At 61.1% G+C, this 13,336-nt stretch carries 13 protein-coding genes; 11 read left to right on the top strand and 2 right to left on the bottom strand.

The annotated features are described in order from the left end of the window. The first annotated feature begins 23 nt into the window (after positions 1-23). Positions 24-1,373, top strand: coding sequence for an amidase (locus RLW55_RS09190; RefSeq protein WP_423416232.1), 1,350 nt, complete (start codon positions 24-26; stop codon positions 1,371-1,373). A 224-nt stretch (positions 1,374-1,597) separates the two neighbouring features. Here RLW55_RS09190 and RLW55_RS09185 read toward each other — a convergent pair whose 3' ends face one another. Continuing rightward, positions 1,598-2,566 (bottom strand): 2-hydroxyacid dehydrogenase, encoded by a 969-nt coding sequence (locus RLW55_RS09185; protein ID WP_409561031.1) that lies wholly within the window; start codon positions 2,564-2,566, stop codon positions 1,598-1,600. A 191-nt stretch (positions 2,567-2,757) separates the two neighbouring features. Here RLW55_RS09185 and RLW55_RS09180 point away from each other — a divergent pair, with 191 nt between their 5' ends. The 10 genes from RLW55_RS09180 to RLW55_RS09135 all read left to right on the top strand — a co-directional run bounded on the left by RLW55_RS09180 (position 2,758) and on the right by RLW55_RS09135 (position 12,366). After that, positions 2,758-3,135 carry a hypothetical protein gene (locus tag RLW55_RS09180; protein WP_409561032.1) on the top strand — a complete coding sequence of 126 codons (378 nt, stop codon included), beginning with the start codon at positions 2,758-2,760 and terminating at the stop codon, positions 3,133-3,135. A 234-nt stretch (positions 3,136-3,369) separates the two neighbouring features. After that, the gene (locus tag RLW55_RS09175; protein WP_423416231.1) at positions 3,370-4,989 is read left to right on the top strand and encodes a lipopolysaccharide biosynthesis protein; all 1,620 of its coding nucleotides are present in this window, start codon (positions 3,370-3,372) and stop codon (positions 4,987-4,989) included. A 14-nt stretch (positions 4,990-5,003) separates the two neighbouring features. Next, complete coding sequence (locus tag RLW55_RS09170) at positions 5,004-5,321, top strand: hypothetical protein (RefSeq protein ID WP_414463920.1); 318 nt, start codon at positions 5,004-5,006, stop codon at positions 5,319-5,321. Next, positions 5,318-5,806 carry a hypothetical protein gene (locus tag RLW55_RS09165; RefSeq protein ID WP_409561035.1) on the top strand — a complete coding sequence of 163 codons (489 nt, stop codon included), beginning with the start codon at positions 5,318-5,320 and terminating at the stop codon, positions 5,804-5,806. Before RLW55_RS09170 ends, RLW55_RS09165 begins: the two co-directional genes overlap by 4 nt. A gap of 4 nt (positions 5,807-5,810) precedes the next feature. Beyond that, positions 5,811-6,494, top strand: coding sequence for a MotA/TolQ/ExbB proton channel family protein (locus tag RLW55_RS09160; RefSeq protein ID WP_013949480.1), 684 nt, complete (start codon positions 5,811-5,813; stop codon positions 6,492-6,494). Then, a complete protein-coding gene (locus tag RLW55_RS09155) occupies positions 6,494-6,979 on the top strand; it encodes an ExbD/TolR family protein (protein ID WP_024276395.1) in 486 nt (161 codons plus the stop codon). The genes RLW55_RS09160 and RLW55_RS09155 overlap by 1 nt, the downstream gene beginning before the upstream one ends. An 18-nt stretch (positions 6,980-6,997) precedes the next feature. Beyond that, positions 6,998-7,714 (top strand): energy transducer TonB family protein, encoded by a 717-nt coding sequence (locus tag RLW55_RS09150; protein WP_423416230.1) that lies wholly within the window; start codon positions 6,998-7,000, stop codon positions 7,712-7,714. A gap of 164 nt (positions 7,715-7,878) precedes the next feature. Beyond that, a complete protein-coding gene (locus RLW55_RS09145; protein ID WP_423416229.1) occupies positions 7,879-8,763 on the top strand; it encodes a sensor histidine kinase in 885 nt (294 codons plus the stop codon). Positions 8,764-8,777: 14 nt separating this feature from the next. Further along, positions 8,778-10,772 (top strand): helicase HerA domain-containing protein, encoded by a 1,995-nt coding sequence (locus tag RLW55_RS09140; RefSeq protein WP_423416228.1) that lies wholly within the window; start codon positions 8,778-8,780, stop codon positions 10,770-10,772. 148 nt (positions 10,773-10,920) lie between these two features. Further along, a complete protein-coding gene (locus RLW55_RS09135; RefSeq protein WP_423416227.1) occupies positions 10,921-12,366 on the top strand; it encodes a mannose-1-phosphate guanylyltransferase/mannose-6-phosphate isomerase in 1,446 nt (481 codons plus the stop codon). A gap of 34 nt (positions 12,367-12,400) precedes the next feature. Here RLW55_RS09135 and pssA read toward each other — a convergent pair whose 3' ends face one another. Beyond that, positions 12,401-13,321: a CDP-diacylglycerol--serine O-phosphatidyltransferase gene (gene pssA / locus RLW55_RS09130; protein WP_013949486.1), complete on the bottom strand. Its 921-nt coding sequence runs from the start codon at positions 13,319-13,321 to the stop codon at positions 12,401-12,403. Between the last annotated feature and the right edge of the window lie 15 nt (positions 13,322-13,336).

Here is a 13,336-nt window from a genome sequence, read left to right as displayed (position 1 = left end):
CGGACATGGGGCGAAATACTGAAATGTATGCAAGTGAACCAGGCAGTCTTGTCCGTCTGACGGCGGTCGAGGCGCAAAAGGCGCTCGCCGCAGGCGATCTGACATCGGAAGAGCTTGTCGGTGCTTGTCTCAAGCGGATTGCCGAGCGTGAGCCGGAAATCGGCGCGTGGGCACATCTCAATAGCGCCGCTGCGCTGGCGTCGGCCCGTGCGAGCGACCAACGGCGGGCGCGCGGCGAGCCGTTGGGGGCGCTGGAAGGCATCCCGGTCGGCGTCAAGGACATCATCGACACCAAGGACTTCCCGACGGAGCTTGGCTCTGAGATTTTCGCAGGCCGTCAGCCGACTGAGGATGCTTTCGTCGTCTCCGAACTGAAGGCTGCTGGGGCGATTATTCTCGGCAAGACGGTGACGACGGAATTCGCGTTCTTCGGTCCGGGCAAAACGCGCAATCCGCACGATTTCGAACGAACGCCGGGCGGCTCGTCGTCCGGATCGGCCGCTGCCGTCGCCGATTTTCAGGTGCCGATCGCGCTCGGCACGCAGACGGCCGGGTCGATCATCAGGCCCGCATCCTATTGCGGCGTCATCGGCTACAAGCCAACGTTCGGATACGTGTCGCGCACCGGCGTTCTCGAACAGTCGGCGCCGCTCGACACGATCGGCGGCTATGCGCGCTCGGTCGACGACCTGGCGCTGTTGATCGACTGCATCAGCGGTTTCGATACGGTTGACCGCGATATGATCGGCCACGATCCGCAGTTGATGTCGGCGATGCAAAACGCGAAATCACGGGCGCCGCGACGGCTGGCGTTCGTCAAATCGCCAGCTTGGGCGCAGGGCGACGAGAAGATGCGCGCCGCGATCGAATTGTTCGCTTCGACTTTCCAGGGCATCGAGGTCACCGAAACGGAATTGCCTGCGGGCTTCGAGCACATCATCCGCCTACAGCAGATCGTGCAGTTCTCGGATATCGCGCGCAACTACGGGCCGATCGCCGATGCGCATCCTGACCGCGTGTCGGAGAAGCTCAAGGAAGTGATCGCCGAGGGACGGTCGTTCTCGGCGACAAGCTACGACGACGCGCGCAGCAAGCAGGAAACTCTGTGCGAGGCGCTGCGACCGATCTTCGTCCACAACGACGCCATCCTGACACCTGCAGCCCCCGGCATCGCGCCGGTCGGACTGCAGAGCACGGGCAGCCCAATGTTCAACGGCCTGTGGACCTATCTCAAGCTGCCGTGCATCTCGCTACCACTGCTGACAGTCGATGCAATGCCTCTTGGCGTGCAACTCGTCGGCGCGCGCGGGGACAGCGGACGCCTGCTCGGCGTTGCGTCGTGGATGATGAAAGAGCGCGGTCAAAGAGCGTAGGCGAACTGCTCCCGAAAATTGCCGCGCCGGTTTCGTCCTCTGTCGTCATCTTGGCGCAGGCCGAGATCCAGCCAACCCGATACACCGCGCATGTTGATCGGTGTCTGGGTGCCGACCTCCGTCGGCATGACGGAGATGGAGGCAACGGAATCGCCAGCATGATGCAAAACAAAATGGCCGGGTGAGCCCGGCCATTTCGTAAAAACATTTGCGAGCGTTCAGGCTCAAGCGAGCTTGAACGGCATCTCCTTGCCGGCGAAGAACGCATCGATGTTATCGAGCGCTTCGAAGCCCATCTGGTTGCGTGCTTCGATCGCCGCCGAGCCCAGATGCGGGAACAGGAACGTGTTCGGCAGGTCGTAATAGCCTTCGTTGATCTTCGGCTCACCGGCGAAAACGTCGAGGCCGGCGTATGCCAAGCGGCCCGACTTCAATGCTGCAATCGTGTCTTCGTCGTTGACGAGATCGCCGCGCGCTGTGTTCACGACGATGGCGCCCTGCGGCAGCTTCTCGATTGTTGCCTTGTTGAAGAAGCCGCGCGTTTCCGGCGTCGACGGAGCGTTGATCGAGAAGAACTGCGAGATCTTCAAGAGGCTGTCGAGGCTGTCGTGGTAGGTGGCGTTGTACTTCGCTTCCACCTCGGGCTTCGCGCGGTAGATGTCGTAGTAATGGATTTCCATGTCGAAGCCGCGGGCGCGCTGCGCGAGGGCCTGGCCGATTTTGCCGAAGCCGTAGATGCCGAGCTTCTTGTTGTCGAGGCGCTGACCGACGAGTTGCAGCGGCTGCCAGCCCGGCCACGACCGCGTGCGGATCATCTTTTCGCCTTCGGAAGCGCGGCGCGCCGAGCCCAGAAGCAGCAGCATCGCGATTTCGGCGGTGGCGACCGTCACGCCGTGCGGGGCGTTGCCGACCTTGATGCCGCGCTTCTTGCAGGCTTCGAGATCGATGTGGTCGAAGCCGATCGAGAACGTCGAGATGCACTTGATGTTCTCGGGGATCTTTTCGATCACCGCAGCGGGGCACTTCTCGTTGAGGGTGAGAAGGATGGCATCGACCGTTTTCGCCGTCTCGAGCATCTCGTCGACGGTGATCTTCGGATTATCTCCATGTGCGATGACATCGTAGGTCTCGCGGGCGCGGGCCATGGCGGCTTCGGGCAGAGGCCACGTAATCAGGATCTTCTTCTTAGACATGACGTGAGGGGTCCTCCCGGACATTCGGATGTTTTTCGCCGGCACGCTTGTGCCCGACCAAAGCGCAACTGACAAGTCCGGCAAGTCGCTCCGCTGCACCGCAACCTGCCGCTGGACAACGCTTTTTTCACCATAACGGAGGCATGATCGGCCGCGAGGGAAATTTAGGTTTTCGCGTCCAGGGCGTTGTCATGCGTACGGTCTTGTTCGGTTTGATCCTGCTGGCAGTCGGCAAGGTCTGGTTCCAGGACCATACCTATCGCGTCGCCATGAGCGATGCCGTGGTGGATGCCTATCGCGACCATGCCATCGAGATCTGTCGCCGGATGGCGCTGAAGCGGGGCACGGATGCGCGCGAGGACGGCGTTTCTGCGTGGGGTACGGCATCGAAGGCCGAAGCCGTTATAGGCAATCCGGACATCGACGTCGCGATCTGGGATACGCAGAACCCACGGTGGAACCAGCGTTTTCGCGATCCGCAGTTGATCCTGAGTTCGACGGGCGGCGCGGCGCGGTGTGCCTATGACGTTCGCCAGGGCAGTGCGACGCTTTCGCTAGCGGCGCGCTGAGCCGGGCGATCTTCCGACGCGCTATGGTTCGACCTTATCCCTGCCTGCGGCGGGATGGCGGTGGATGAGGCGCACTGGCAGCAGCTTTAGGCATGCAGATACACTGCGCACCCTTTAACCAACAACATCCTGTTCATCTTTGATCGTGACAATGACGGAGTGAGTCGGCTTCGCCGATCACGAGAGCGTTCGGCAATGGGGTGCGTCGGCGCTGTGGGGAAATGAACTGAGGCCATGGCCGAACACAGCGCACGCGCCGACCATCATCGCTTTCGGTCCGCCCTTGCGGATGCCAAGGTGGCTGTCGTCAAGCGGGCAAAGGCCGTGGCGCTTTTCCCGTTGGTGATAGGATTGATCGCCTGGGCCGTCGTGGCGTTCGTTCCGGACCGTTATGCGGCATTCGTATTGATCCAGGTCGATCCTGGACGGGCGATGCCATCGGCTGATGAGCCGAAAACGTCTCCACCGGCGGCATTCGAACTTGAACGCCGCGAGGTCGAGAAACAGATCGAGAGAATGACCTCGCCTGCGTTGCTCGATAACGTGGTGACGGCGATGGATCTGACGGCCGATCCGGAATTCCAATCGCGGTCCTGGCTCTCGCGGCTGATGTCGCCCCTCGATAACTCCGATCCACATGCTATAGCGCGCGAAGCACTGGAAACGCGGCTGTCGGTTCGACGGGTTCACAATTCGTCTTTGATCAATATCGGCATCTCATCGCACGATGCGGCGAAGGCGGCGAAAATCGCCAATGCCGTCGCGGCGCGCTACATCGCCGAGCTGCTTTCTGAAGCAACCGCGAACAGCAGCGCAGAGAAACGATCGGCCGAACCGACCGCTTCGGAGAAGGTTTTTGCTTCCCTTCTCGATCGCTATGGACTGACGCGGACGCTGACGGGCTCGCGGATCGTTGAGGCCGCAAAAATACCTGATGTGCCAGCGGGGCCGAAACGCGTCCGCATCGCTGAGACGGTGGCGATGTCAACGCTTCTGCTCATGCTGATGCTTGCTGTTCTGCTCGAACGCGATACGCGACTGCGTACCCGAAAGGTCGAGCAGATGCTCGCCTGTCCGCATATGACGTCGCTTCCCGCGGTGACGCACGACGACGAAGCCACGCATGCGATGCGCCGGGCGCGATTGATCATTGCTGAGCCCGGATGCCGTTATGCGGAAGCCGTTCGTGCGGCGTGCGACGCGCTCAAGGCGCGCGCCAATGGTGACGGTCCGAGCGTGATCCTCACGGTATCGGCGCTGACCGGTGAAGGCGCTGAGCCATTCGCATCGAACATCGCGCATCATCTGGCGGTCGACGGACAAAAGACGTTGCTGGTCGATTGCGATTTTCACGCCAAGGTGCTCAGCCGCGAGCTGACCCCGCATGCGCCGCCAGGGCTGCTCGATCAAATCGCGTCGCATGCGCCGGTCGAGAACGTCATTCTGCGCGACAACCTGACGGGACTGCATTTCCTGCCATCGTGTGGCTCGGCACCGATCCCGCTGGCGATGCCGTCTGCACTTCGTTCGGTGGCGTTCACGGCGGCATTCCAGCACCTCAAGGCACGCTTCCCGACAATCATCATCTCGGCGCCGCCGTTACTCGAAGCGGACGACGCGCAAATTCTGGCCGATCTCGCTGATCAGATCGTGTTCCTCACGGCCTGGCACCGGACACCGCGCGCGCTTGCCAAGAAGGCCGTGGCGCTGCTCGAAGCGAACCAGCGCAAGATCGCGGGGGCGGTGCTCGCCGATATTTCGGATGACCGCGACGCCGGCTTCATGACCTTCGCTGCCATGTTCAACGAGATCCGCCGCGCGGCTCGGCTGCCTGCCGTCGCCCACGCCGCTTGAAATCGCCCGACGTCGTGCGCGAAGCGCTGGCGATCATGCTCGCATTCAAATCGCAGAGTTCCAACGCAACGGGACGGCGCGCACATAACAGCTCAAATCGCCGCGCGGGAGCTTTTCCCGTGTTAATTCGGGAAAAATTCTTGGTGCGCCGCGACGACAAAAATCGCGCTTCGCTTAGGCCGCTGCCGCATCTGAAAATTGTTCTAAATCGAAAACTCATCGCGTTGACGGAACTGGCCAGCCTTACGAATTTCACACTGGCAACAACGGGCCAAAGTGGCTACACGCGTTTGGGGAATTTCAATTTAAACGCAATGGAAACCTTAGCGTGATCAGAACCCTGAAGCGTTTCTCGCTTTCCTGCCTGCTTGTTCTTCCCGCATGTCTGTGGGCGACACTTGCAAATGCCGATCCCAATGCCGCTCCCGCTTCGACGACGCATGCGGAAGAAGCTCCCGCAGCCCCGAGCGCCGGTGTCCACGTAGAATTGAATAAGCTCGAAGCTTCCTCGAAGGGTTGTCGTGCCTATATCGTGGTCGATAACCCTGCTGAGACAACGTACAAGTCGTACAAGATCGACCTCGTTCTGTTTCAGACCGATGGCGTGATCGGCAAGCGCTTTTCGATCGATCTGGCGCCGCTCAGGGCAAAGAAGAAATCCGTCAAGCTGTTCGAGATCGACGGGATTCAGTGCGACAAGATCGGATCGTTTCTGATCAACGACGTCATGGAGTGCAAGGCCGAGTCAGGGCCTGTTTCCGGCTGTCTCGATCAGCTCAAGACGACTTCCCTGACAAAAGTTCAACTTTCGAAGTGACGCGATGAACCCCTTATATGTGATGTCAGCGGAAATCGCCGCCAAAGATCTATCGATCATGGGGCTGTTTCATCACGCCGATATCGTCGTGAAATGCATTATCCTCGGCCTGCTGGCCGCCTCGGTCATCTGCTGGGCCATGGCGTTCGAGAAGCTCATTCGCGTGTGGATGGTCAACCGCGAGATCACCAAGCTCGAAAAGAGCGGTGTGACCGCTAAATTGCCGGAAGCGCGGGCGTCAAGCCTGATCGGTGCGGTTGGCGAAGCGGCACGCACCGAATGGAGCGAAGCCGGCAACGATGCTTCCACCGGCGAAGTACGCGACCGTCTCGAAGTCGCCATGCGCGCCGCCGTCAAACGCAAGCTCAAGAGCATCGAGCAAGGACTGCCATTTCTGGCGACGATTGGCTCGGCTGCACCCTTCATCGGTCTCTTCGGCACCGTTTGGGGCATCATGAATTCGTTCACGGCGATCGCGCAGCAGAAAGACACGAGCCTTGCTGTCGTGGCCCCGGGTATCGCCGAGGCGCTATTTGCCACCGCGGTCGGCCTTGCTGCCGCCATTCCGGCGGTCATTTTTTATAACCAGATCACGGTCGCGCTCGGACGTGCGTCCGATCGGGTCATGCCGGCGATCGTCGGTATCGCGCGGACAATGTCCCGGCGCGGCCTGGAGGGCGCGAACTAATGGGAATGGCTGTTGGCAATGGTTCGGGGGGTGATGACGACGGAGGCTATAAGCCTCTTGCCGAAATCAACGTCACGCCGTTCGTCGACGTCATGCTCGTGTTGCTGATCATCTTCATGGTCGCTGCACCGCTGATGGTTCAGGGCGTGCCGCTCGAACTGCCGAAAACGACCGCTTCCAAGATCGGTGCACAAAAAAAGCCGATGGTCGTTTCGCTGGCGCCGGACGGCAAGCTCTACATTCGCGACGAAGAAGTGACGCGCGATACGCTTGTGCCGCGGCTTGAGCAGATCAAGGCTCAGGAAGGCGACGCGGTCGTCTACGTTCGCGCCGACCGGAAGATTCCCTACGGCGACGTGATGGAGCTTTTGGGACGCGTCGGTGATTCGGGCTACGCCCGAGTGTCGCTGCTGTCTCAACCGGCGCCATCGTCGTCGTCCGCCGCATCGGGTGCCCCCCCATCGGGGGCCACGGCCAACAACTGACGACGAGAGCCGCCCGGGATGTATTTGCGAATTGCCGCCATACTCTTTGCCCTGATCATTCACGGGGCGGTCGGCTACGCTATGCTTCCGCATCTCATGGATACCAGTGCGCCTGCCATGGACATGGGCAAGGGCATGGACGTGATGCTGGTCCAGGGCGCCGACTCGAACGAGGGCGTTACGAAGGGCGATTCTTCGGAGACGCGCGAGATCCCCGAAATCGCTGCGATGCAGGCTGCGCCGCCGCCGCCGCCGGAAGAAAAGAAGCCGGACGAGCTGCGCGACGTCATCTCGTCACCCGAGGGCACGGTCGAGCAGCAAGTCGTCAAGACGGAAGAACCGCCGCCGCCCGATACGCCGCCTCCGCCGCCGGAAGTGGTGCAAACGATCACGCAGCCGGCCCAAGTCGCTGTTCTTGAAGTCCGCAGCGCCGGGCAAGCGTCCGGCGGCAACGCCAAGGCATTCGGACGCTACATGAGCCAAATCAACGACCGCGTTCAAAAGGCGAAGCGCAACCCGCGCGTTCCCGCATCGGGAACGGTGGTGCTCCGCTACACGATCGGCATCGATGGCCACATCCTGTCGAAAGAGATCGCGACAAGCTCGGGCTTCAAGCAGCTTGACGACGCGGCGACCGACGCGCTCGATCGCGCTGCGCCGTTCCCGCCGATCCCGCCGGATGTCAGCGTCAAGCCGCTCGCCTTCACGCAGCCGTTCAAATTCATCATGCGGTAACGCCGGCCGGCGTTCTCGAATCCCCGCCTGCGCGATGCCTACAATTTTACGCAATCTTTATGATTTCGTTCGCGCGCCTGCGCGCTGAGGACTGTGATTAACCTTGAGTTAGGCAGTCGCCGATAAGTTGAGCCGAGCAATTGTAATCGCGTTGAGCTCAGTCGATGATGTTTGGGTCGGTTGGACAGGTCAAATCCAACTCGTTGATGGACGAGTACGCCTCGCTCTTGAGCGACGCGGTTCTGCGCCATCGTGCCCGCGCCGCAGAGCAGTCGGCCCGCATTCAGGCCGAACTCGCAAGCAAGATCAAATCCGAATTCATCGCGAACATGAGCCATGAGCTCAGGACGCCGCTCAATACCGTCATCGGCTTTTCGAAGCTGCTGTCGCAGCACGATGAGCGCAAGCTCGCCGACAAAGACATCGTCGATTACGCGAACCTCATTCATGACGCGGCCGGGCACCTGCTCTCGGTCATCAACGACATACTCGACATCTCTAAGATGCAGAGCGGCAAGTACACGCTCGAGGCGCAAGAGATCGACGTCGGGAGCATTCTCTCGGGCTGCGTCAACGCTTATCAGATGATGGCGAGCGAGGCGCATGTCGACCTTCGCTCGGATATCTCCGCCGATCTGCCGGCCATTCGCGGCGACGCGACAAAGCTGCGCCAGATCTTCATGAATATCATTTCGAATGCGCTGAAGTTCACGCAGGCGACCGGCATCGTCGAGGTGATCGCCCATCGCAGTGTGAGCGGCGGCACGATCATCGCCATCCGCGACAGCGGGCTGGGCATGACGGCCGAAGAAATCGATATCGCGATGACGCCATTTGGGCAGGTCGATAGTGGCCGCTCGCGCTGGCGCGAAGGCGTCGGCCTCGGTCTGCCGATCGCCAAGGCTCTCGTCGAGTTGCACGGCGGCGTCATCGAGATCAGGTCGAAGAAGGGCTCGGGAACAGATGTCGTCATGGCATTCCCGGCGAGCGACAGCGTCAGCCCCGTAGATTCGTCGCAATCGACTTTCAGCGCTGCTTCGTCCCCCTGACCTCCGGATCCTGAATGCCAAGCATCAGCACCCCGACTTCCACGAACGGCGGCACCGACCTCTCGATCGGCCGTATCGTCTCAGTCACCGGTTCGAAAGCCATCGTGCTGCTTGACGGGGGCGGCGATCTTCGCTTCCGCTCACCGGAGCACCGCCCTGAAATGGGCACCCTTCTTGCCATCGATACGTCGCGCACGACTGTTCTTGCTATTGTTTCTGCGCTGAGCGTTCCGGTGCCCTCGCAGCGCGAGGGTGAAGGCGAGGTGTGGATTGCGGAATTGGGACTCGTCGGCGAGCTAGCAGGTGCAAAATCCGAGAGTTCAACGACGTTCAACCGGGGTGTCACCGCATATCCAGCGCTTGGCGATCGGGTGCGGCTGGCCCAAAAGCCGGAGCTTGAGGCGACGTTCTGTGGCGATCTTTCGGCCATGGTGCGCGTCGGGACCATCCGCCAGGACAACAGCATTCCGGCCATGGTGCGCGTCGACGAATTGCTCGGCAAGCATTTCGCCATTCTCGGCACGACGGGCACGGGCAAATCGTGCACGACGGCGCTCATCCTGCGCTCGATCGTCGAAAAGAACCCGGCGGCTCATATCGTTCTGCTCGATCCGCATAACGAATACGCGACCGCATTCCGCGAGTGGGCCGAGGTAATTTCTCCGCGCAACATGCAGCTGCCCTACTGGCTCCTGACGTTCGAGGAGATGGTGGAGGTTCTAGTCGGCGATGGCGATCGCAAGACCGAAATCGAGGTGCTGCAGGATCTCATCCCGATCGCAAAAACGCGCTACGCGACGGGGCGCGCCGGAGAGCCTCCGCGCGGCCGACGCGGACTGGGAGACGCGAGCCGCTATACGGTCGATACGCCGGTTCCCTATCGCATCTCGGACTTGCTATCACTCATCGACGAACGGATGGGCAAGCTCGAAAATCGCAAGGATCTCGCGCCTTACCGCGTTCTGAAAAACCGCATCGAGACGCTGTCGCAGGATGGCCGCTACGCCTTCATGTTCGGTTCGCGGACAGTCTATGATTCCATGGCACAGGTGCTGAGCCGCCTGTTCCGCGTGCCGGTGAACGACAAACCCATCACCATTCTCGAACTGACCGGCATTCCGTCGGAAGTCGTCAACGTTGTCGTGTCGGTGTTGTGCCGCATGACTTTCGACTTCGCGCTGTGGAGCGAAGGCCAGGTGCCGGTGACGCTCGTCTGCGAGGAAGCCCACCGTTACGTTCCGGCGAACTCGGCGCTCGGGTTCGAGCCGTGCAAACGCTCGATTGCGAAGATCGCGAAGGAAGGCCGCAAGTACGGCGCGTCGCTTTGCATCGTCACGCAGCGCCCTGCGGAAATCGATCCGACAATCCTGTCCCAGTGCAATACCGTGTTCGCGCTGCGCATGTCGAACGACCGCGACCAGGCGATCGTGCAATCGGCTGTCGCGGACACCGGCTCGGGCTTGCTGGAATTCCTGCCGTCGCTCGGGCAACGCGAAGCCATCGCCTTCGGTGACGGTATGGCGCTGCCTGTCCGCATCAAGTTCGATGAATTGCCGAAGCACGGACTACCGCGATCTTCGACCGCAGTTTTCTCGAAGCGCTGGCAGACGTCGCTGAACGACGAAGGCTTCCTCGATCAAATCGTCGAACGTTGGCGCGCATCGGCCATTCCGGTGACGGCCGACGGCGCGTCGTCTCAGCTTGCGATGATGGCCGATGCTCTCGGTCTTCATGGCGCGCAGCCCGTGGAAGCGCCCGCCCACGAACTCGCTCCGGAACCCGCCGGATATCGGCCGGCCACGATGCCGCCGCCCTATCCCGGTTCGGCGTCAACGACGCGTCCGAACAGCTCGATCGTCCGCCGCGAGACTTCGGCAGCGCCGTCTGAAGGGGCTGCGCCGATGCACAACGCTGCATCTTCCGCACCGCCAGCTAAGCCGATGGCGCCATCTGCGGCGAGCACGTTCGATACGCTCAGATCGTTGCGCGAACGGCTGGCGCGCTCCTGATATCGCGTTCGTCCGAAAACGCTGTTCCCGGTCGATTATCCAAAATGAACCGCTTGGAAACTGTCATGTTTCCGCGCTATCTTGGTGCCTTGTTCAACAAGCCATTGAGATTTAAATTTATTTCTCTTAACCGGGGTTAGACTGTTCCATGAGCACCATTTATCCAGTGATCTTGTCGGGTGGTTCGGGGACGCGGCTTTGGCCGCTGTCGCGCTCGATGTATCCGAAGCAATTCATTCGCTTCTTTAATGGTCAGAACACGTCGTTTCTGGGTTCGGCATTGGCGCGCTTGCCGCAGAAGGCCGGTTTCGAGGCGCCGATCCTGCTGTGTAACAACGATCATCGCTTTCTCGTGCGCGAGGAAGTCGACCGCGCCGGCATCGAGCCCAAGGCCATCATTCTTGAACCGATCGCGCGCAATACGGCGCCGGCGATTGCAGTTGCGGCGCTGATCGCGCTGCGTGACGATCCCAGTGCGATCCTCGCCGTCATGCCGTCCGATCACGTCATCGGCGATGAGGCGCTCTTTGCGGAGAACATCCGGCGGGCCGCCGCCGTGGCCGAGACGGGCAAGCTCGTTCTCTTCGGCATCACGCCGACGGAGCCCCACACCGGCTACGGCTACATCAAGCGCGGCGCGGCGCTGTCAGGATTTGACGGCGACGCCTTCGAGGTTGCGAGCTTTGCCGAAAAGCCCGACCGCGCCACCGCCGAAGATTATCTGGCTGATGGCTCGTACTTCTGGAACAGCGGCATCTTCGCGCTCAATGCCAAGACGTTCCTCGCCGAGATCGAACGCTACGAACCGGGCATTCTGGACGCCGCGCGCGCGGCGCTCGCGGGCGCCAGCGAAGACCTCGGGTTCCTGCGGCTGGATAAAACGAGCTTTGCGGCCTCGCCGAACATCTCGATCGACTACGCGGTGATGGAGAAGACGAACAAGGCCGCGATCCTGCCGATGGATGTCGGCTGGAACGACGTCGGCTCGTGGTCGTCGCTGTGGGATATCGCGCCGCGCGACGACAAGGGCAACTTCATCAAGGGCGAAGCCGTGCTGGAAGATACATCCGGCTGCTATGTCCACTCAGAGAAGTCGATCGTGTCAACGATCGGGCTCAACGATCTCATCATCGTCAACACGCCGGATGCGCTGCTCGTTGCCGACAAGACCCGCACGCAGGACGTTTCGAAAGTCGTGCAGCGCCTGAAGCTGTCGAACCGCAAGGAGCAGGAACAGCACCTGCGGAACTATCGGCCGTGGGGCTACTTCGAGACGCTGAACATCGGACCGCGCTTCCAGGTCAAGCTGCTGCACGTCAAGCCCGGCGGCAAGCTGTCGATGCAAATGCATCATCATCGCTCCGAGCATTGGATCGTGGTGCAGGGCACGGCGCAGGTTTCGATCGGCGATAAGGAACAGCTCGTTCGCGAGAACGAGAGCGTCTACATATTTGCGACGCAGTGGCACCGGCTGCAGAACCCCGGCAAGGTTCCCGTCGAGATCATCGAGGTGCAGATCGGGTCGTACCTCGGCGAGGACGACATTCAGCGCACCGACGACATCTACAATCGCCAGCCCGAAGAGACGAAGTAGCGGAGCGCGGATATATCCGCGCTCGAAAAACTTCTTATTTTCCCGGATCGTTCGGACGGAACGCGAAGATGCGGCCTGTCGTCGTCTCAGGCTTTCCCGATGTGTCTCCCGGCGGAGATGCATCCGGAGAAGCAGCGGCAGCCGACGCAGCCCCCTCACCTTCGCACTTGTCGCGGAATGCACGCCAGCTCAGCGGGATGAAGCCGAGGTAAAGGCACGTCAGCACCGTCAACGTCTCGTAGGGATAGGTGAAGAGAAATGCGACGACGCCGATAGCGACGATGAAGATCGGCAACACCCATTCGCGGCGGACACGCTCTCCGAGCAGCTTGCCGGAATAGGTCGGAATGTTCGACACCATCATGAAGGCTATGAAGACGGTGTAGGTGAGCACGATTTTCAGCGCCCACTGCGACTTCGTTTCATCGAGACCGAGCTGAAAGAGATAGACCGGCAGCAGCACCGCAATGGCGGCGGCGGGCGTCGGCATACCCATGAAATAGTTCGACTGCCACTTCGGCCGATCGTCATCGAGGGCTGCATTGAAGCGCGCGAGACGCAGAGCGGAGGCCAGAGCGAAAATCATCACGCAGATCCAGCCCGCGCTTTTGAGATCGCCAAGGCCCCAGTTGAAAATGAGGAAGGCGGGCGCGACGCCGAAGTTGACGAAGTCGGCCAAGCTGTCGAGTTCGGCGCCGAAGCGCGAAGACGCTTTCAACAGGCGCGCGATGCGGCCGTCGATGCCGTCAAGGCAGGCGGCGAAGACAATCGCGGCGATGGCGAGATCCCAGCGGCCTTCGATGCCCATGCGGATCGACGTCAGACCAGCGCATAGCCCGAGCAGCGTGAAGAAATTCGGGACGAGCATCCGCACCGGAACGCGCCGATGGCGAAACAGCGATCGGCGTCTGCGGCGGCGCGTTTCGGTTTCGATAAACGGCTCATCGTTCTCCATGGCAGCCTCCTTGCC

The organism is Hyphomicrobium sp. B1, from assembly GCF_049532635.1.
In the GTDB taxonomy this organism is placed as follows: domain Bacteria; phylum Pseudomonadota; class Alphaproteobacteria; order Rhizobiales; family Hyphomicrobiaceae; genus Hyphomicrobium_B.
Note: the sequence above shows the minus strand (reverse complement) of the source record. Positions and strands in the feature narration are given on the sequence as shown.